General features: G+C 66.7%; 18 protein-coding genes. 6 read left to right on the top strand and 12 right to left on the bottom strand.

Annotated features, from left to right (window positions below; genetic code table 11):
* Both A5686_RS14535 and mshB read right to left on the bottom strand, forming a co-directional pair.
* Nucleotides 1-462 carry a hypothetical protein gene (locus A5686_RS14535; RefSeq protein ID WP_067935261.1) on the bottom strand — a complete coding sequence of 154 codons (462 nt, stop codon included), beginning with the start codon at nucleotides 460-462 and terminating at the stop codon, nucleotides 1-3.
* 92 nt (nucleotides 463-554) lie between these two features.
* Complete coding sequence (gene mshB, locus A5686_RS14530) at nucleotides 555-1469, bottom strand: N-acetyl-1-D-myo-inositol-2-amino-2-deoxy-alpha-D-glucopyranoside deacetylase (RefSeq protein ID WP_067935410.1); 915 nt, start codon at nucleotides 1467-1469, stop codon at nucleotides 555-557.
* A gap of 135 nt (nucleotides 1470-1604) precedes the next feature.
* Between mshB and A5686_RS14525 the strand changes: the two genes are divergently transcribed.
* A complete protein-coding gene (locus tag A5686_RS14525; RefSeq protein WP_067935258.1) occupies nucleotides 1605-2216 on the top strand; it encodes a TetR/AcrR family transcriptional regulator in 612 nt (203 codons plus the stop codon).
* 9 nt (nucleotides 2217-2225) lie between these two features.
* Here the strand turns inward: A5686_RS14525 and A5686_RS14520 are convergent, their stop codons facing one another.
* The 7 genes from A5686_RS14520 to A5686_RS14490 form a co-directional block, all read right to left on the bottom strand.
* Nucleotides 2226-4088: an ABC transporter family substrate-binding protein gene (locus A5686_RS14520; protein WP_197520582.1), complete on the bottom strand. Its 1863-nt coding sequence runs from the start codon at nucleotides 4086-4088 to the stop codon at nucleotides 2226-2228.
* Between the two features lie 78 nt (nucleotides 4089-4166).
* Nucleotides 4167-6056, bottom strand: a complete 1890-nt coding sequence (gene typA / locus A5686_RS14515; protein ID WP_067935250.1) for a translational GTPase TypA — start codon at nucleotides 6054-6056, stop codon at nucleotides 4167-4169.
* Nucleotides 6057-6190: 134 nt separating this feature from the next.
* Entirely contained in the window at nucleotides 6191-6922 is a 732-nt protein-coding gene (gene narI / locus A5686_RS14510) for a respiratory nitrate reductase subunit gamma (protein WP_067935248.1), read from the bottom strand.
* Nucleotides 6915-7583, bottom strand: coding sequence for a nitrate reductase molybdenum cofactor assembly chaperone (gene narJ / locus A5686_RS14505; RefSeq protein WP_067935246.1), 669 nt, complete (start codon nucleotides 7581-7583; stop codon nucleotides 6915-6917). Before narJ ends, narI begins: the two co-directional genes overlap by 8 nt.
* Nucleotides 7580-9196: a nitrate reductase subunit beta gene (narH, locus tag A5686_RS14500; RefSeq protein WP_067935243.1), complete on the bottom strand. Its 1617-nt coding sequence runs from the start codon at nucleotides 9194-9196 to the stop codon at nucleotides 7580-7582. The genes narJ and narH overlap by 4 nt, the downstream gene beginning before the upstream one ends.
* Before the next feature lie 34 nt (nucleotides 9197-9230).
* Nucleotides 9231-12929 (bottom strand): nitrate reductase subunit alpha, encoded by a 3699-nt coding sequence (locus tag A5686_RS14495; RefSeq protein ID WP_067935241.1) that lies wholly within the window; start codon nucleotides 12927-12929, stop codon nucleotides 9231-9233.
* A gap of 441 nt (nucleotides 12930-13370) precedes the next feature.
* Nucleotides 13371-13763 (bottom strand): (deoxy)nucleoside triphosphate pyrophosphohydrolase, encoded by a 393-nt coding sequence (locus tag A5686_RS14490; RefSeq protein ID WP_067935237.1) that lies wholly within the window; start codon nucleotides 13761-13763, stop codon nucleotides 13371-13373.
* A gap of 212 nt (nucleotides 13764-13975) precedes the next feature.
* On the opposite strand from A5686_RS14490, the gene A5686_RS14485 reads away from it, so the two are divergent.
* A complete protein-coding gene (locus A5686_RS14485; protein ID WP_067935233.1) occupies nucleotides 13976-14749 on the top strand; it encodes a cell division protein DivIVA in 774 nt (257 codons plus the stop codon).
* A 108-nt stretch (nucleotides 14750-14857) separates the two neighbouring features.
* Nucleotides 14858-15142, top strand: coding sequence for a 4a-hydroxytetrahydrobiopterin dehydratase (locus A5686_RS14480; protein WP_067935231.1), 285 nt, complete (start codon nucleotides 14858-14860; stop codon nucleotides 15140-15142).
* Here A5686_RS14480 and A5686_RS14475 read toward each other — a convergent pair.
* Entirely contained in the window at nucleotides 15139-16425 is a 1287-nt protein-coding gene (locus A5686_RS14475; protein ID WP_067935228.1) for a mannosyltransferase, read from the bottom strand. The genes A5686_RS14480 and A5686_RS14475 overlap by 4 nt on opposite strands.
* Before the next feature lie 164 nt (nucleotides 16426-16589).
* Between A5686_RS14475 and A5686_RS14470 the strand changes: the two genes are divergently transcribed.
* Complete coding sequence (locus A5686_RS14470) at nucleotides 16590-17267, top strand: hypothetical protein (protein WP_067935225.1); 678 nt, start codon at nucleotides 16590-16592, stop codon at nucleotides 17265-17267.
* 45 nt (nucleotides 17268-17312) lie between these two features.
* Nucleotides 17313-18425, top strand: a complete 1113-nt coding sequence (locus tag A5686_RS14465; protein WP_067935222.1) for a hypothetical protein — start codon at nucleotides 17313-17315, stop codon at nucleotides 18423-18425.
* A gap of 87 nt (nucleotides 18426-18512) precedes the next feature.
* Here A5686_RS14465 and A5686_RS14460 read toward each other — a convergent pair whose 3' ends face one another.
* A complete protein-coding gene (locus A5686_RS14460) occupies nucleotides 18513-18659 on the bottom strand; it encodes a hypothetical protein (RefSeq protein WP_003875447.1) in 147 nt (48 codons plus the stop codon).
* A gap of 35 nt (nucleotides 18660-18694) precedes the next feature.
* Nucleotides 18695-19267 (bottom strand): HhH-GPD-type base excision DNA repair protein, encoded by a 573-nt coding sequence (locus tag A5686_RS14455; protein WP_067935219.1) that lies wholly within the window; start codon nucleotides 19265-19267, stop codon nucleotides 18695-18697.
* An 84-nt stretch (nucleotides 19268-19351) separates the two neighbouring features.
* On the opposite strand from A5686_RS14455, the gene A5686_RS14450 reads away from it, so the two are divergent.
* Complete coding sequence (locus tag A5686_RS14450) at nucleotides 19352-19885, top strand: nuclear transport factor 2 family protein (RefSeq protein ID WP_067935216.1); 534 nt, start codon at nucleotides 19352-19354, stop codon at nucleotides 19883-19885.
* The last annotated feature ends 55 nt before the right edge of the window (nucleotides 19886-19940 follow it).

Raw genomic sequence — 19940 nt, 5'->3', positions numbered from 1 at the left:
TCAGGAGCCCCGACCGCGCCGCCACAGCACAAACACGGGCGGCACAACGCCCAGGACCAGCAGCAATAGGGCCCCGTAGGCCATCAGGCCGTGGCCACCGAGGATGACGTCGTCGCCCGGGCCGCCCATGCTGAGCACGGCCACCGTCAGCAGCCACGTCCATAACGGCAGGGCCGCCAGGCGCGGTGAGCCGGTCCAGCGACCCGCGGCCCATACCAGTGCCGCGTTGACCAGTCCAGAAATCAGTCCGCTGATGGGGAGGGGAACCGTCCCGATGTAGAGCGGCAACAGCAGAGCTCCGGCGAGTGCGGAGAGCACCCCGTCGACCGCCAAAAGGGCCAACACGACGAAACGGATCGCGGGGTCGGTGGCACCGCTGTCGTCAACGGACGCGACGCGTGGCTTCGTTTCGGTCAGGTCGGGACGCTGTCGATGTTGGACAAGATGGAGCCGAGAACCCACTGAAAGCTGTCCAGCCGGTCCTGCCAGTGCTGCAGATTAGGGTCCAGGTCGGGGTCCATGCGAATTCCTTCCGTGGCTGCCTGATTGGCAGCTTACCGCGTCGAGGCGGCGGGGAAACCAAGCCCTGCGAGCAGGTCTGTCTCCCAACCGCGCTCGTCCCGCTCGCCCGCGACGCCCGCGGCCAGCACGTAGTGCTCGTCCCCCAGTATCGGGATTGCCGCGTTGTTCGACAGCGCGCAGGCCCGACCGGTCGGTCCGACCAGCACCTGGGTGGCATGCGCGGCCAGCGCCGTGCGCTTGGCCGCCCGAGCCTGTAGTCCGGTCTCGACGACGGCGTCGATGTCGTCGTCGACATAGCCGAAGGTGAACTCTTCTCTGGGCGGGATCGACCATTCGGGCCGCAGATCCTCGGGCGTCAGCGCCTGCATGGCAGCCTCGAATGCGCCTCTCGCGAAGACCGACCAGTACAACTTCGGGGTGGCCCAGGGTTCGCCGGGGAAGTCGGTGGCGCCGGCTCCCGCGCCGGCCGCCGCGACGGCGGCGACCGTGACCCGGTGCGCGTGCACGTGATCCGGATGGCCGTAGCCCCCGTCGGGGTCGTACGTCACGACCACGTGGGGGCGCTGCTCACGAATGATGGCCACCAGCGCGCCGACTGCCTCGTGCTCGTCCGCATCGACGAATCGTTGTTGGCGCCGCTGAGGGGTGCCGCGCATGCCCGAGTCGCGCCACCGCCCGGCGCCACCGAGATACCGGGGTTCGCTGACGCCCAATGCCCGCAGCGCGGCGGTCAATTCGCCGATCCGGTAGCCGCCGAGTTGGTCCGCGCGGTCGACGGCGAGTTCGGCCCAACGATCGCCGATCACCTCGCCCTCCTCGCCCAGCGTGCAGGTGACGACCTGAACATCCGCCCCGCGAGCGGCGTAGTGGGCGATGGTCGCGCCGGTGCCGAGGCTTTCGTCGTCGGGGTGCGCGTGGACGAACAACAGCCGCGGCGTCTCAGGCATGGACGGCACCCTACCGTCAGCGGCGGCGAACTCGGCAGTCAGGTTAGTGATCGACACCGTTTCTTATGTTCGTCGCCGGGCGGCCGTGTCGCCGGGATCTGAGCGGGTAGGAACGCGCACGGCTACTATCTAGGAATGCCCCAGCTCACGGACGCAGACCACACCGGCAATCGGAGCCGCCGGCGAGGTGAGGTCCTCGAACGCGCCCTCTACGAGGCCACCCTGGCCGAGTTGACCGAAGTCGGTTACGGGGGTTTGACCATGGAGGGAATCGCGGCGCGCGCCCACACCGGCAAAGCCGCGCTGTACCGGCGCTGGGATACCAAGTGCGAGCTGGTGCACGCCGCTTTGGTTTTCGCGCTGCCGCCGCTGCCCGAACTGCGATCCGGCCGTTCGGCCAGGGAGAACCTGCTGGCGATGTTCACCGCCCAGCGTGACCTGCTGGCCGGAAAAACCGGCTTTCCCAGTCTGGACGTCATACATCAGCTGTTGCACGAACCCGAGATGCGGGCCATCTTCGCCGATGCGGTCGTGCGGCCGCGCCTGGCGATCGTGGAAGCGATCCTGCAGGCCGCCATCGAAGACGGCGACCTCGACCCGACGGTGGTCACGCCGCTCACCGCTCGCATCGGGGCGGCTCTGATCAACCAGCACTTCCTGCTGAACGGGTCGCCGCCGAACCGGCGCGAGCTGGCGCTGATCGTCGACACTGTGATCCCGCCGCGGGCAACGGAGTCCGCCGGCTGACGACGCGGGTTATGGCCCGGTCTTGATCCATTGGCCGGCGTCGCCGACGATGCCGACCGGAACCGCGCCGGACAAGCTGACGTTCTGCACGCTCGGGCCGGCCCCGACGATGGTGGTGTCCTGCAGGATCGGCAGCACGGTGGACATGTTCCACAAGCGCGGTTCGACCGCGGTGATCACGTCGTTGATGTTCTTGGTGCCGTTGAGCGCGGCGTCGATGTTCGACTGGATGCTGCGATCGCAGATCCCGGTCAGGTTCGACGGCGCCTGCACCAGGGCGTTGGGATCGGCGGGGCGGCTGGGCGGTGATGTGGTCGTCGGTGTGGTCGAGGTGGCGGCCGGCCCGGTGGATGGCGAGGGGCCGGGGGGCGGCGACGGCGCGGGCGTCGACCCATTGGAAACCGGTACCTGGGTCGATTCCAGTGCGCGACAGCCGTATCGGGAGGCGAGCCGGGTCGCCAGGTTGCCGCCCGCCTGATGCCAGCCGACGACCGCGTCCACGCGGTTGTCGTTCAGCGCGTCGTGGTAGAGGGTGACCGGGTCCAGCGCCAGCACCGTTGCGGCGATGCCGACGTTGCGCAATCGGTCGGCCGCCGTGTTGGCCACCGCGACCGAGGTGGGGTCGTTCGCCGCGACCCCTATCACCAGCGAGAGCTCTTGGCCGTCCTTGCTGATCCGGCCGCGAATGACCTCGGGTGGCCCGGTGTTCGGCGGGGCGGGCGCCGCCGACGCCGAGGAGTTGGGTTCCACCTTGTAGCCGGCGCCCTCCAGTAGCGCCAGCGCCGCCGGCGTCGTCATCGCGGGCGGAGCGGTCGGCTCGTACCCGGGGTCGCTCGGTGCGCGGATCTGGGCCTGATCCAGGGTGACGGTGTTGTCGCTGCCCGCGCCCACGGCGGCGAGCAGGTCGACGTCGAGCAACCCCAAGATCGCCTTACGGACTTGTGTGTCAGCCAGTTTGGGCTCGTTGGCCCGCAGCGTGAGCTGCATGACCCGCGGCGTCACGATTCGGGCGGTCCGGACATCGGGAATCGCGGACAGCTGCGCGAAGGCCGCCGAGCCGCCATGCACTTGCGCCACCTGGGTGTCGCCGTTGCGCACGGAATCGGCCAGCGCGGCCGGCGCTCCGGCGCGCCGGAAGAGGATGAGCGCGGGTTTGGCCGGCGGTCCCCAGTAGCGGTCGTTGCGTGCCACCAGGATTTCGTCGCGCTGCGGGTCGATGCTCTCCACGCGGAACTGCCCACCGGTGACCGGAAGTGCCCGGGCCAGGCCGGCCGCGAACCCGCCGGGCACGTCCTTGACGATGTGCGCCGGGAGGATGTTGCTGAACAACTCTCTCCATGCCGGATACGGTTCGGCGAAGGTGACCACCGCCTGCTTGCCGCCCTCCAGGGACTGCACGCCGGTGATGAGGTCATACCCCGCCGGGTCGACGACCCCGGGCTGGCTGACCATCTGGTGCCACAGGTACCAGAAGTCGTCGGCGGCGATCGGTGCGTTGTCGGTCCACTGCGCCTCGGGCCGGATCTTGTAGGTCACCGTGAACGGATTCTGACTGGTCACCTCGGCCGACACCAGCAGGGTCGGGTCCATTTCCCAGCGTGAGCCGGTCGGCGTGCTGGTATCGGGAACCGGCCGGAATGCGCTCGGCAGCACCAGCGCGCTGATCGCGGCGTTCACCGCGGACAGGTCGGACAGCAGATGCGGATTAAAGCCGGCACCGATCGAGTCGATCGCCATGATGATCTCGCTGACCCGGGGCGGCGGCGGCACGGAGTTGTGCGGCGTATCGGTGCTCTGCGGGGCAGGCGGCGGGTTGACCGTGCACGCCGAGAGAACGAGTCCGACCAGGGAAATCAGGCCGGCGAGCACCATCAACAAACGGCGGACTCGTCTCGGCACGCTGCTCAGGGTATCGAGCAACTGCACAGCGGCCCGCCCGACCACCCGGTCTTAACCCCGGGCCTTGGCGCGCGACCGGCTGCGGGCCCGGGAGGTGGCGTCCAGCTCGACCTTGCGCACCCGCACGATCTCCGGGGTCACCTCGACGCATTCGTCCTGCGCGCAGAATTCCATGGCCTGCTCGAGATCGAGCTCGAGCGGCTTGGCCAACGTCTCGATGACGTCCGCGGTCGACGACCGCATGTTGGTGAGCTTCTTCTCCCGGGTGACGTTGATGTCGAGATCCTCTGCGCGCGGGTTGATTCCGACCACCATGCCCTCGTAGGTGTCCTGGCCGGGCTCGACGAAGAACTGGCCGCGGTCGGCGAGCTGAATCAGCGCGAACGGCGTGATGGTGCCCGCGCGGTCGGATACCAGCGAGCCGGTGTGCCGGGCCCGGATCTCTCCCGCCCACGGCCGGTAGCCGTCGAACACGGCGTTGGCGATACCGGTGCCGCGCGTGATGGTGAGGAAGTCGGTGCGAAAGCCGATCAGGCCCCGGCTGGGCACGATGAAGTCCATCCGGACCCAGCCCGCCGCGTGGTTGGTCATCTCCTCCATGCGGCCCTTGCGAGCGGCCATCAGCTGCGTGATCGCGCCGACGAACTCCTCGGGGCAATCGATCGTCATCGCCTCGAACGGCTCGTGCAGCTTGCCGTCGATCGTCCGGGTCACCACCTGCGGCTTGCCCACCGTCAGCTCGAAACCTTCCCGGCGCATCTGCTCGACCAGCACCGCCAGCGCGAGCTCGCCGCGGCCCTGCACCTCCCAGGCGTCGGGCCGGCCAATGTCGACGACCCGGATGGACACGTTGCCGACCAGTTCCTGGTCGAGGCGGTTGCGGACCATGCGGGCGGTCAGCTTGTGGCCGGAGACCTTGCCCGCCAGCGGCGACGTGTTGGTGCCGATCGTCACCGAGATCGCCGGCTCGTCGACGGTGATGCGTGGCAGCGCGTGCGCGTGGTCGGGATCGGCCAGCGTGTCGCCGATCATGATCTCCGGCAGCCCGGCCACCGCCACGATGTCACCGGCGATCGCCTCGTCGGTGGCGCTGCGCTCGACCCCTTCGGTCGCCAGTAGTTCGGTGATCTTGGCGCTGGTGATGACCGGCAATCCGTCGACCTCGCGCATCCAGGCCACCTGCTGCCCCTTGCGCAACTTGCCGTTGTAGATGCGGATCAGTGCGAGCCGGCCGAGGAACGCCGACGCGTCCAGGTTGGTCACCAACGCCTGCAGCGGCGCCTCGGGATCGCCCGACGGCGGCGGGATGTGCTCCATCAACACGTCGAAGAGCGGGTCCAGGTTTTCACCGGCAGGCACGGCGCCGTCGGCCGGTTGTTCTGTGCTCGCAACGCCGGCGCGCCCCGAGGCGTACAGCGTCGGCAGGCCCAACGCGTGCTCGGCAGCCTTGGCGGCTTCGTCGTCGAGGTCCGAGGCGACGTCGAGTAGCAGATCGTGACTGGCGTCGACGACTTCGCTGATGCGCGCGTCGGGCCGGTCGGTCTTGTTGACGACAAGGATCACCGGCAGATGCGCCTGCAGCGCCTTGCGCAGCACGAACCGGGTCTGCGGCAGCGGTCCCTCGGACGCGTCGACCAGCAACAGCACCCCGTCCACCATGGACAGCCCGCGCTCAACCTCGCCGCCGAAGTCGGCGTGGCCGGGCGTGTCGATGACGTTGATCACCGTGACGGTGCCGTCCGAGTTGTGACGGTGGACCGCGGTGTTCTTGGCCAGGATGGTGATGCCCTTTTCTTTCTCGAGATCACCGCTGTCCAGGATGCGTTCCTGGGTGTCGTCACCCCGATGGTGCAGCGCGCCCGACTGCCGCAGCATCGCGTCAACCAGGGTGGTCTTTCCGTGGTCGACGTGGGCGACGATGGCGACGTTGCGAAATAGCACGTCGGTGATTGTGGCAGCGGGGCCCCCGGATAGCGAACCGGCGGGTGACCGTGCGCCCTCGGACGCCGACGGTGTCGGGAGCGCGCTCGGCGTGTCGCCGCCCTAGCCGCACCCGCAAAAAGCAGGACGAACGCTTACCAGCCCCGCCGGCGCGGCGCCGTACCGACGAGCTCGCCCTTGTCCGCCGCCTCGCGGCTGCGGTACACGATGTAGGGCCGGAACAGGTAGACGACCGGGGCGCTGAACGCGTGCACCAGCCGGGTGAATGGCCACAGGGTGAACAGGACCATGCCGATCAGGGCGTGCAGCTGGTAGTCCAGCGGCGCGTTGACCATCACCTCGCCGTGCGGCTGCAGGATCCAGATTCGGCGGAACCACAAACCCACCGTGTAGCGATAGTGGAACTCGCCGCCGTGCGGCCCGGTCCCGATGAGATCGCAATACAGGCCCACCAGGATCGCGAGCACCAGCACCACATACATCACCTTGTCGCTGCGGCTGGTGGCGATGGTCACCGCCGGGCGGGTGAACCGCCGGTAGATCAGCAGCGCGATGCCGATCAGCGTCGCGATGCCGGCGATCGACCCGGCGACAACCGCCTGCATGTGGTAGAAGTGGTCGCTCATCTTCAGCATCTGAGTGACCTTCGGCGGGATGAACAACCCGACCACGTGTCCGGCGAACACCGCGAGGATGCCGAAATGAAAGATGGGGCTGGCGACGCTCAGCAGCCGCGATTCGTAGATCTGCGAGGACCGCGAGGTCCAGCCGAATTTGTCGTAGCGGTAGCGCCACCACGTGCCCACGATCAGCACCGACAGCGTGACGTAGGGCGCTATGTCCCAGAACAGGACGTTGCTAAACACTTGGCGGTCCTTTGCGTGGTGGCACGGTCAGGGTAAAGGGTTGCAGCCCAACGGCTTCCGCCGGTGGTCCGGCTTTCGCCAGCCGCTCGGCGCGACGCACGTCCTGATCGGTTGCGGCGGGCAGGGTCTCGCAGACCGCCGCTACCGTCGGCTCGTATTTCGACTCGGCTTCGGCCAGGGCGCCGTGCAGCACATCGATGGGCACACGGTGCTGGTCCAGCAGTCGCCGGCCGACCTCGGGATCGACGGTGGCGGCGAATTCGAGCACCACGGTCAGATGATCGGGCGCCTCGCCGCCCGGCGGCTGTACACCCGCGTCCCGGTAGGCGGTGGCGAACATCAGCATCTCCCGGCCTCGGTTGCGGGTGTCCCCCGCCGTCCAGTAGGTGAGGTACATGGTGCAGCGCCGACGCATGTCGAACGTGGCGACGTAATCCATCGCGGCGTCCATCGGCTCGCAAGCCCGCAGCGCCGCGAGCGTCTGACCGAGCAACGTCGCCGGCGGACCGCTGATGTGGCCGATCAGCTCGTCGACGGCATCCAGCCGCTCCGCCAACGCGTCGTCCGGGTAGGCGAGCAGCAGCGACGCCGCCTGCCACACCAGGCGATCCTGGATCGCCCTGTTGGTGGAGCGCTCCCGGAGCGCCGAGAGCAGCTTCATCGCTGCCGCTCTTCGGGAAACATTCCGGCGGGCACCTGGCCGCCGTCCCAGTTGAGCAGGTTCACCCGCGTCGACGGACGCGTGTTTCCGGGATCGTCACCGCGCTGCTCGAGCGTGTGGAAGGTTTCCACGGACACCGGCACCGGATCCGACTCGTACATGCCCGGGCCGCCGTCATTCGTCAACGAGCAGCCCATCTCCTCGAGGTTGCGGGCCTGCGGCGCGAAGGCCGTCGGAATGACATAGCGCTCTTCGTATTTGGCGATGGCAAGCAGCCGGTACATCTCGTAGATCTCCTCTTCGGTCAGGCCGACCGAATGCGGGATGTGCGGCTGGGTTTCGCGACCCAGGTTGATGTCGCGCATGTAGGAGCGCATCGCCGCCAGTCGTCGCAGCACCCCTTCGACCACGGCTGTGTCGCCGGCGGTGAACAGTTCGGCCAGGTACTGCATCGGGATCCGCAACGCGTCCAGCGCGCCGAACAGGTTGCCGATGTCTTCCCCGTCGTGGCCGTCGCGGCTGACCGCATCGACCACCGGCGACAGCGGCGGGATGTACCAAACCATCGGCATGGTCCGGTATTCCGGATGCAGCGGCAGCGCCACCTTGTAGGTGTGAATCAGCGCGTATATCGGGGAGCGCTGCGCGGCCTCGATCCACTCGTCAGGGATTCCCTCGGCCCGCGCACCGGCGATGACGGCCGGGTCGTTGGGATCCAGCAGGATTTCGCACTGCGCCTGATAAAGGTCGGTGTCCTTTTCCACCGACGCCGCTTCCAGCACCCGGTCGACGTCGTAGAGGACCACGCCCAGATAGCGCAACCGCCCCACGCATGTCTCCGAGCAGATGGTCGGCAGGCCGACCTCCATCCGCGGGTAGCACAGCGTGCACTTCTCGGCCTTGCCCGTCTTGTGGTTGAAATAGACCTTCTTGTAAGGACATCCGGACACACACATCCGCCAACCGCGGCAGCGGTCCTGGTCGACCAGCACGATGCCGTCCTCGCTGCGCTTGTACATCGCGCCCGACGGGCACGACGCCACGCAGGACGGGTTGAGGCAGTGCTCGCAGATGCGGGGCAGGTAGAACATGAAGGTTTCTTCGAGCGAGAGTTTGACCTCTTCGTTGACCTTCTTCAGGATCGGGTCCTCGGCCAGGATCTCCGGTGACCCGGCCAGGTTGTCATCCCAGTTCGGTCCCCACGAGATCTTCATCGGCTCACCGGTTATCAGGCTTTTAGGTGCGGCCGTCGGGAAGGTGTCGCCCGCGGGTGCGGTGGTCAGGTTCTCGTAGTCGTAGGTCCAAGGCTCGTAGTAGTCGCCGATGAGGGGCAACTTTGGATTGGCGAAGATCCGCAGCAGTTTGTTCAGGCGGCCGCCGTCGCGCAGCCGCAACCCGCCCTTCTTGTCGCGGATCCAGCCGCCCCGCCATTTCTCCTGGTCTTCGTAAGTACGCGGATATCCTTGCCCCGGACGGGTTTCGACGTTATTGAACCAGACGTACTCGGTGCCGGGCCGGTTGGTCCACGCCTGCTTGCAGGTGACCGAACAGGTGTGACATCCAATGCATTTGTCGAGGTTCATCACCATCGCCAACTGCGCCATGACCTTCATCGCGGTCCCCCCGCCCGCGTCGCGTTGGTGCGCATCAGTACTGCACCTCCTGGCTGCGACGGCGCACGACGGTAACCTCGTCGCGCTGGTTACCGGTCGGCCCCAGGTAGTTGAACGCGAACGCATGTTGCCCGCAGCCACCGGCCAAGTGGCTGGGCTTGATGCGCACCCGGGTCAGCGCGTTGTGGTTACCGCCACGCTTGTTGTTCGTTTCGGAACGCGGCGTGTCCACGGTGCGCTCTTGGACGTGGTAGACGAAGACCACGCCGTCGGGCATCCGGTGCGAGACGATCGCCCGGCACACATAGATGCCGTTCACGTTCACCGCCTCGACCCAATCGTTATCCTGCACTTGTATTTTGGCTGCGTCGCCCGGACTCATCCACATCGTCGGTCCGCCGCGGGACAACGAGAGCATGTACAGGTTGTCCTGATAGGTGGAGTGGAACGACCATTTCGAGTGCGGCGTCAGGTAACGCACGGTGAGTCCGATGCCGTCCTCGGTTGGGCCCAGCTGCGGCTGGCCGAACAGGCGCGCCATGTCAAGCGGCGGCCGGAACACCGGCAGGTGCTCGCCGAGCTCCTCTATCCAGTCGTGCGCACAATAGAAATGCATCCGTCCGGTCAGGGTGTGGAACGGCTTGAGATTCTCGATGTTGATGGTGAACGGCGCGTAGCGACGACCGCCCGTTTCGCTGCCCGACCATTCCGGGCTGGTGACCACGGGAACGGGCCGCGCCTGGGTGTCGGCGTAGCTGATGCGCTTGTCTTCGCTGCCCTCGGCCAGATGCACCAGCCGTTGACCGGTGCGCTTTTCCAGCTCGTGGAAGCCCTCGACCGCCAGTCGTCCGTTGGTCGTTCCGGACAGCAGCAGCAGCACGTCAGCCATCCGTGCGGCGGTGGTGATAGCCGGGCGTCCGGCTGCCACACCGGATTTCAGGACGCCGAATTTGGCGGCGAGCTCCTCTACCTCCCGGAAGGGATGCACCGTGACGCCCTTGGTGGTCAAGCCGAATTTGTCGACGAGCGGGCCCAGGGTGAGCCACTTGTCGTAGATTGCGGTGTAGTCCCGCTCTACCACGGTGAGCTTGCCCATCGTCCGCCCCGGCACGGGCGTCGCGCCGGAGTGTAGCCAATCCTGTTCGGTGCCATCGGGATACGCCATCGCATCCGGTGTGTCGTGCTGGAGCGCGGTGAGCACCACATCGGTGCGGGTGCCCAGGTGGTTCTTGGCCATGGCACTGAATGCACGAGCGATGGCGCCGAAAGCGTCGAAGTCCGAACGTGTTTCCCACGGCGGATCGGTTGCCGCGCTGAACGCGTGCACGTAAGGGTGCATGTCCGTACTGGAAATGTCGGCCTTTTCGTACCAGGTTGCCGCGGGCAGCACGATATCGGACACCAGCGTCGTCGACGTCATCCGGAAGTCGATCGACATCATCAGGTCGAGCTTGCCCTCGGGGATGTCCCCGTCGTATGTCACGTCGACCGGCCGCACCCCATCCTCCGCCGGCAGCGCCGAAGCATTGGAGTCGGTTCCCAACAGATGGCGCAGGAAGTATTCGCCACCCTTGCCAGACGAGCCGATCAGATTGGCACGCCAAACGGTAAGCACCCGCGGCCAATTGGCGGGGTTGTCGGGATCGGTCACGGCGAGCTTGAGGTTGCGCTGGCCCAGCTGCTCGGCGACGTAGTCGGCGATATCGCGGTCGGCGGCACGCGCCTCGTCAGCGATGTCCAGACTGGATCGTTCGAACTGCGGGTAGTACGGGCTCCACCCCATTGCCACCGAAGACGCCAGCAGATCCATGGTGTGCTTGCCGGCAAACCTGCCCCGGCCCACCGGGCTGGCCAGTTTGTCGGCACCGTATCCGTCGTAACGCCATTGGTCGGTGTGCGCGTACCAGTACGAGGCACCGGGCACCTGTCGTGGCGGACGCACCCAATCCGTTGCCATCGACATCGTCTGAAATCCGGTGAGCGGACGTATTTTCTCCTGGCCGACATAGTGAGCCCAGCCACCGCCGTTGCGGCCCATCGACCCGGTCAGCATCAACAGTGCCAGCACGGCACGGTAGATCGCGTCGCTGTGGAACCAGTGGCAGATGCCGCCACCCATGATGATCATGGAGCGGCCGCCGGACTCCTCGGCGCTGTGCGCGAATTCCCTTGCCACCCGGATGGCCTGTGCGGCCGACACTCCGGTGATCGCCTCCTGCCACGCCGGGGTGTTCTGTTGGGCGGCATCGTCGTAGCCGGCGGGCCATTCGCCGGGCAGCCCGGGCCGCGCCACACCGTATTGGGCGAGCATCAGGTCGAAGACGGTGCACACCAGGTGCTTACCAATCCGGCGTACCGGGACACCGCGCGCCACGGTCGTTCCCTCGCCGTCGACGGTATCGAAGCTGGGCAGGTGAACCAGCGCGCTGCTGTCATCACCGTTACGGCGACCGGCGTCTCGCACGCTGAGTGCCGGCATCAGGTCGCCGAGGTCGAGGTTCCACTTTCCGACGCCCGATTCGCCGTACCGGAATCCCAGCGAGCCGTGCGGCACCACAACCGAATCGGTCGTTTCGTCCAGCACCGCGGGCTTGAGCGCCGCGTTCTCGACGGCTTCCCCCAGATCCGCCGCGGTCAGGTTTTTTCCAGGCACCAGCATGTCGCCGCGTTCTTCCAGCTTGATCAGGAACGGCAGGTCGGTGTAGCGACGGGAATAGTCGATGAAGAACGGAACCTGCTTGTGCACATAGCATTCCGAGAGGATGACGTGGCCCATCGCCATGGCCAGCGCCCCGTCGGTCCCGGCCGCACAGGGCATCCACTCATCGGCGAACTTGGTGTTGTCGGCGTAGTCGGGGCTGACAGTCACCACCTTGGTGCCGCGGTACCGCGCCTCGGCCATCCAGTGCGCGTCAGGCGTGCGGGTGATCGGGACGTTGGAGCCCCACATCATCAAATACGCTGCGTCCCACCAATCCCCGGATTCGGGCACGTCGGTCTGGTCGCCGAACACCTGTGGTGAGGCGACCGGAAGGTCGGCATACCAGTCGTAGAACGACGTCATCGGGGCGCCGATCAGCTCGAAGAACCGCGAACCGGCGGTGTAGGACACCATCGACATCGCCGGGATCGGGGAGAATCCGGCGACGCGATCCGGTCCGTAGGTTTTGATGGTGTGCACGTGCGCGGCGGCGATCAGCTCGGTGGCCTCGGCCCACGTGACCCGAATCAGGCCGCCCTTCCCACGGGCCTGCTGATAGCGGCGACGACGTTCGGGATCGGCCTGGATGTCGGCCCATGCCAGCACCGGATCGCCCAGCCGCGCCTTGGCCTCCCGATACATTTCAACCAGCACACCCCGGGCGTACGGGTAGCGCACGCGGGTCGGCGAGTAGCTGTACCACGAAAACGATGCCCCACGGGGACAGCCGCGCGGCTCATACTCGGGCCGGTCCGGGCCCACCGACGGGTAGTCGGTCTGCTGGGTCTCCCAGGTGATGATCCCGTCTTTGACGTAGATCTTCCACGAGCACGATCCGGTGCAGTTCACCCCGTGCGTAGAGCGAACCACCTTGTCATGGCTCCAACGGTCGCGGTAGAACACGTCGGCTTCACGGCCACCCTCCCGCGTGACCGTGCGCAGGTCGGCGGAGACCTCGCCAGGCGTAAAGAAGCGCCCACTGCGTTCCAAGAGCTCCTCGAGCACTCCGCCAATGTGAGGTGTGGCAGTCAAGAAGTGCTCCTCCTATTCGGTAGTGTCGCGCCTCGTCGCCGTGCCGTTCATGCAGCTCCCTGTGCATTGGCAATCAGCCCGGTGATCCCCCGCGCGCACCAGCTCGGATCGGCTTGACGGTCGGCAGTTCAGGCCCGCGGGCTGGAGGGCGATATAGCACCAGCATAGGTCCGAATCGACCGCGAAATCGGGTCCGCCGCGCGGCGGAAAAGGCGTCATGAGCATCGGTTTTTGTGCACCTTGAGCGACCCGGCCCGGCACGGTGGCCGCGACGGCAAGATTTGACAAAGTATTCGGCTCGCTGTCGGCACGCACATTCAGGGCAGCTTGGTGTGGCGTCGTTATTACAAGTCATATTGTTCTATTCAGTTCACCGCGAAGACCTGCAACGCGGCTGTACATAAGCTGCGGGAAGTCTGTGGAATTGTTATGAGATAGCTCCTAGAGAGCCTGGGCAAGGTCCCCCACCCAGCCACGATCGGCCGGCACCCAGTCGAGATCGTGCAGCTCAGCCGCCGTAATCCAGCGCAACGCCCGATGATCACGGGCGTCGGGCTCGCCTCGGATCAGGCGCACCCGATAGGCCCGCAGCGTGAACCGGCCGTCCACGGCGATGTCGTCGCCCAGCCGGTCACCCACCGCGACGTCGCCGACCGCCAGGCCCAACTCCTCGGCCAGCTCGCGAGCCAGCGCGTCGCGCTCCGTTTCACCCGGCGCGACCTTGCCCCCGGGCAGTTCCCAGCGGCCGGCCAACTCAGGCGGACGGGCGCGCTGTGCCACCAAGACCTTGGAGTCACAGATCAGGGCGCCCGCGACGACGATCTGGGTCGACATGGCCAGTGACCGTATACCGTCGGGGCCCTCGGCTGGGCGCGACGCCCAAAGCTCGCGCGGACCAACATCGGTTGATTGACATCAAATCCTCGCGATGTGGATCGAATTCCATTGCAGCACAGCATCTCTCTTACGGTTTGAGCGCCACCGTGGGATACTCGGCTCTGGTCGATCACTGTCTCTATCGGCACTTCCAAAAATGGGGGTTGGCAATGAACACAGAACCCGCAAAGACGTTCGCCCGCACCTTCAAGGGCTACGACACAGCTGCGGTCGATGCCTACATCCAGGTATTGCTCGCCAAGCAGAAGTTCCTGATAGACGAGGTCCAGAACCTCAGGGCGCAGCGAAACGAATCCAGCGATGAAGCGGCCGCGTTGCGGATTGAAGTGGCCTGCCTCAAGGACGAGGTTGCCGTCCTCTCGGACACCTCGCCGTCGCCTTACGCGATGCAGCATCGGATGGCGAAGTTGCTGCGGCGTGCCCTCGATGAGATTTCCCAGATGCAGAACGAGTCGCGCGCTGAGGTCGACGCGCTGATCGCCGAGGCCGAGGCCGAGACCGAGGCCGCCCAACGAGAGCACCGGGAGTTGCTGGCGGACATCGCCGCGCAGCGAAAAGCGCTGGAGGCGGAGTGTGCGGCAACCCGAAAAGAGTTCGACGCCGAACTCGCCAGGATGCGTGCTGAAGCCCAATCGTCGATCGATGAGGCGTGGCAGGAGGCCCAGCATGCGCGTGAACAACTCCTCGCCGACGCCAAACAGAGAGTTCGTCAGTCCGATGAGCAGGCCCGCAACACGCTGGCCGAGGCCAATCAGCAGCGAATCATGATCCTGGAAGAACTGATGGGCGTCGCCCGCGACCTCCAACGGGTTCCGGAGATCCTCGAGTCGGCATACCAGGAACGCAATAACCCGCCGGAGGCAAGCGTCGTGGTGCAGCTGGATCAGAAAAATCAGACACCGGGTCCCGCTGTTGCCTCGTGAATGACCACTCCGTTGGGAGGGCCGCACGTCCGGGGTTGATCCCCATCCGTTGGTCAGCCGCGAAATTCATCTCCGACGGCGTGGCCAGTGACGGTATACCGTCGAGGCATGGCTGTGTTAACGGATGAGCAAGTAGACGCCGCACTGCCCGATCTCACCGGATGGGAGCGCGCCGACGGCGTCCTGCGCCGCTCGATCAAATTTCCGAGTTTTCTTGCCGGCATCGATGCGGTGCGCAGGGTGGCCGAGCACGCGGAGAGCAAGGACCATCACCCGGATATCGATATTCGTTGGCGGACAGTGACTTTCGCACTCGTCACGCACTCCGAGGGCGGGATCACCAAAAACGACATCGACATGGCCCGCGACATCAACGGCATCGTCGACAACTAGACCGCGGCCAGCCCCTGCGCTACGGTCTCTCGGCTGCGCTTTGCCGCGATCCAGATCAACGTCGCTATTGTCGCCACGATGTAGATGAGGCCTGCCCACGCCAGGTACCAGGGACGGCTAATCTGCCAGATGTTTGGCTGGGCGAAGCTCAGCAACCAGGGCACGCCGATCAGGGTGAGAGCCAGCCAGCCCCAGCCGACTATCCGCGCGCCACGCGACTCGCGCACCGGGCCGTGGATCGCCCAGACCATCAGCGGCACCAGCCACACCCAGTGATGGGTCCAGGAAATCGGTGAGAGCAACAACCCGAACAACTCCACCACCACCAGCCTGCCCAGCCGATCCGAGGAGTGCAGGGCGCGCCAGGCCAGCACGGCCAGCACCGCGCTGGCGACGACGGCGGCCACCAGCGGTGGACCGAAGCCGACGTCGTGGCCCAGGATCCGCGAAATGCCGCCTCGCCAGGATTGATTGAACGAGGTGGCGACGGGGCCCACACGGTGGGCGTCGCCCAGCAGCTCCGTGAAGTAGAAACCCGTCTGATCGCCGACCACCAACACCGAAATGCCAATCGTGGCAACGAAAACGACCGCCGAGAACGCCGCCGCACCCCATCGTCGGGCTCCGACCAAATAGAGGCCCGCGATCGCGGGGGTTAACTTGATTCCCGCCGCCACTCCGACCAGCAGGCCCGACAGCCACCACCGCGTGGTGTACACCGCCCACAGCACCGCGGTCATCAGCAACACGTTGACCTGGCCGTAGTCGAATGTGCTGCGCAGCGGCTCGATCCAGATGGCGACCGCCGTCCACAACATCGCGACCCGCCGTCCCTCGGCGCCGGCCGCGACGCCCATCAAACGCTGGCTGAGCCGGACCGCACCGTACAGCGCGGCCATGGTCGCGATCTGCCAAAGGAAGGCGACGAGTCCGAATGGCACGAGGTGCAGCGGATAGAAGACGACGGCCGCGAACGGCGGGTAGGTGAATGGCAGCGGGAAGTCCGGCGTCTGGTCGGCGTAGACGTAGCTGTACAAGGTGCCGGGATGGTCGATGGCGGCGGACCCGCCGAGATACACGTGCAGGTCGACGAAGTTCGCGCCGTTGGGAGCCAGATACGTCCAGGCCAACCGCGCAACGATGCTCGCGACAAGCAGCATCGGCGCGGCCACCTGAAGGGCGCTCGCCAACCGCTGGGGCTTGGGTGCCGCCGGAGCGGCCGAGGTGGTGTCTATCCGCCCGACTTTAGCGAGCGGGGCACGCGCCGCAGCGCCATCGGTCACCCGCCGGTCCTTGAAGGGCCGATGCGGCGCTTATTTCAGGTGTTCGGTCACCGATCTCACTCGTCTCCGTAACGAGTCTATAAATGCCACACGTGTCACTTGAGTCCCATCTGCATCAAAGTAACTTCAGCGCCGGACCTGTAATCGATCAATCAGGGAGAGTCATGCCAACCATCTGGACTTACATGCGTGCAGCCGCCGTCGTGGTCGGCTCGTCCGCAGCGCTATTGACGGGCGGTATCGCCCACGCCGATCCCGTACCGGCCCCGGCCGTGCCGAACATCCCGCAACAGCTGATCAGTTCGGCGGCCAACGCGCCGCAGATTCTGCAAAACCTCGCGACCGCACTCGGCGCCACGCCGCCGGCCGCTCCGGTGACCCCGGGCATCAGCTTCCCGGGTGTTCCGGCGGCCACCGCCGCGGCCCCGGCGGCTAGCCCCTCCATTCCGGGGCTGGCGCAGTCGGCGACCCCCGCCGCGCCATCGACGGCGACCGGCGGCATTCCGGGGATGATCCAGGGCCTGACGGGTGCGCAGCCGGCGGCTGCGGCTCCCGCCGCTCCGGCCGCTCCGGCCGCTCCGTCGATCCCGGGCCTGCCGGCGATCCCGGGGCTGTCGGCACCGGCGGCACCGGCCGCCCCGCCCGCCCCGCAGCTGCCGCAGGCGCAGGTCAACATGCCGGCGATGCCGGCCGGCCTGCCGGTCAGTGTTCCCCCGAAAGTGACGCTCCCGCAGGATCTGCCGGCGCTCGCTTCGGGTCAGGCTCCGGCCGCGCCCAGCGCACCCGCGCCGGCTGCCAGCCCAGCGAGCCCGGTCGCGCCCTTACTGGCCGCCCTGCCCTGACCCGTTTGTAGACGGCTAAACCACCACTGAGAACCGGAGGACACCGTGGCAACCACTTGGAATCTGTCCAAAGGTTTGGCCGCGCTCGTCACGGCATCGGCTGTCGCGTTCGGGCTCTGCCCGAGCGCGACAGCCGACCCGGCGGCGCCGCAGCCGATACCGCAACCGAATGCGGCCCCAGGGCTGCCGGGTCTGCCCGCCTTGTCGCAGCTGAGCCCGCTCATCCAGCAGGCAGCCACCGACCCGCAGCAAGCGACCCAGCTGCTGATGGCCGCGGCGCAGGCCTTCGCCCATAACCCGAGCACACCCAGTGAGTCCAAAAACGTTGCGGCGGCAGTCAATCAGTTCGTCGCCGAGCCCGGCGCGCCGTCGCAGCACGTGCCCGCGACAGGGATAGAACCCGGTTTGCAGAGCCACCTGCCGGCCGGGATTGACCCGGCTCACGCGGCCGGCCCGGCGCCCGCGGCGCCTCCGGCGGCAGCGCCAGCTGCGCCCCCGGCGCCCGATGCACACCTGCCGGCCGGTATCGACCCAGTGCACGCGGCCGGGCCGGCACCCGCCGCGGCACCCGCGGCACCGGGTCCCGCCCAACCGGCCGATGTCCCCGTCGCCGCGCCGGTCCCGGCACCACCGGCGCCGGCAGCGGCACCACCGGCCGCCCCTCCCGCACCGGAAGCACCCCCGGCACCGGCTCCGGCACCCGCACCGGAGGCGGCTCCCGCGGCGGCGGCTCCGGGGTTCGGCGTTGACACGCCGCCCACGCAAGACTTCATGTACCCCTCGATCGGCACCAACTGCCTGGCGGACGGCACCAATGTCATCGCCACCGCGCTGTCGGTCGCGGGGCCGGCCAAAATTCCGCTCCCCGGCCCCGGGCCCGGCCAGACCGCCTACGTCTTCACCGCGGTCGGCACGCCCGGACCCGCCGAGGTGCAGAAGCTGCCGCTGAACGTCACCTGGGTGAACCTGACCACCGGCAAGTCCGGGACCGTCGCGCTCAAGCCGCGCGCGGACATCAACCCGGACGGGCCGACAACGCTGAGCGCGATCGCCGACACGGGCTCTGGCAGCGTCATGTCGACGATATTCGGGCAGGTCACCACGAAGGAAAAGCAGTGCCAGTTCCTGCCCACCATCGGCTCGACGGTGGTGCCGTAGCAAACCGGCGCGGCCACCGTCTCGTCGCCTGCGAATGCGCGTGTCCCCCGGCGGGGGCACGCGCATTCGCGTCGGGCGGGTGCCGCGCTAGTACGCCATGAACAGGATGGCGTCGCGGTCGTACTCAAGGCCAGGATGGACGCTGGCGAGGTGAGCTTGGGTCAACTCGACCAGTTCGTCCTCATCCTTGCCGACGATGGCTTCGCCGCACGGACACGTTATGTGTGTCTTCACGTTGTCGCCCTTCCCTTCTGCGGACCTTCTACTTCCTACTTCGCCGCTTTGGCCGCCGCTTTCATCTGCTTCTTATACGCGCGCACTTTCCCCATCGACTGGGCATCGACGATGTCTGCGACGGATATGTGCGCACCGGCCTTACCGAAGTCCCCCGCTGCCGCGCGCCAACCTTTAGGCGTCACGCCGTACTGCTTGCCCAGCAGTGCCAAAAAGATCTGCGCCTTCACGTCCCCGAATCCGGGCAATCCCTTGATCCGGCGCAGCAGCTCGCGTCCGTCGGGATCGCCGGAAGTCCACAACCCGGCCGCGTCGCCGTCGTAGCGGTCCACGATGATCTGCGCCAGCGCCTGGATGCGCCTGGCCATCGACCCCGGAAAGCGATGTATCGCAGGCCTTTGCGAGCACAGGGCGGCGAACTTGTCCGGGTCGTACTCCGCAATCTCGGCGGCATCGAAGCTGCCCATCCGGTCCGCGATCTTCTTCGGTCCGGCGAACGCCGTCTCAAAGGGGACCTGCTGATCCAGAACCATCCCGATGAGCAAGGCCAATGGATTCTCGTCCAGCAGTTTATCGGCCTCGGAATCTTGAGCGAGGCAAAGTTTCATCGATCTTCCTTCCGCGCAGCACCCTGGGGCCGGGGACCCGTTGGTCGCAAGACTACTCACCAGCAATGTCCGCGTTATCGTGGCGTGGTGGTGGATGAGGGCAGGTTGGCACTGATGCTGGCCCGCGACGAGCTCCATCAGCTCGTCGCGGCATATTGCCGGGCCGTCGACCGTGCCGACTACGACACGCTGCGTACCCTGTACCACCCCGAGGCGACCGATTCGCACGGCTCGTTTTCGACCGGCGGCGTCGAACAGTTCATCGCGCAACTAGTCGCCGCGGAGCCGTATGTGCGTGTCTCCCAACACAACATCACCACAACGAACTTTGCGGTCGAAGGCGACACGGCCCGCGGTGAGATCTACTGCCTGGTGTTCCACACGTTCGCCGGTCCCGAGCACGACATCGACGTCATCATCGGCGGGCGATATCTGGACGCATACAGCAAACACAACGGCCGCTGGAAGTTCAGCCAACGCACCATCGTGGCGGACTGGGCATACCGAAACGACCCATCCCAGGTGAACTTCGAACATCCCAGCACCCGGGGAAGCCTGCGCGGTAAACCCGGCCAGGCGGACCCTTCGATCGGCTTGTTCACAATGCCGGAAATTTGAGCTGTCGTCGGCTCGCAGCCGGTTGAACTGGGGATACAGCTGCAAAAGCATTGGA

The organism is Mycobacterium sp. E2479 (genome assembly GCF_001667925.1).
Classification (GTDB): domain Bacteria; phylum Actinomycetota; class Actinomycetes; order Mycobacteriales; family Mycobacteriaceae; genus Mycobacterium.
This window is presented reverse-complemented; position numbering and strand designations above follow the sequence as displayed.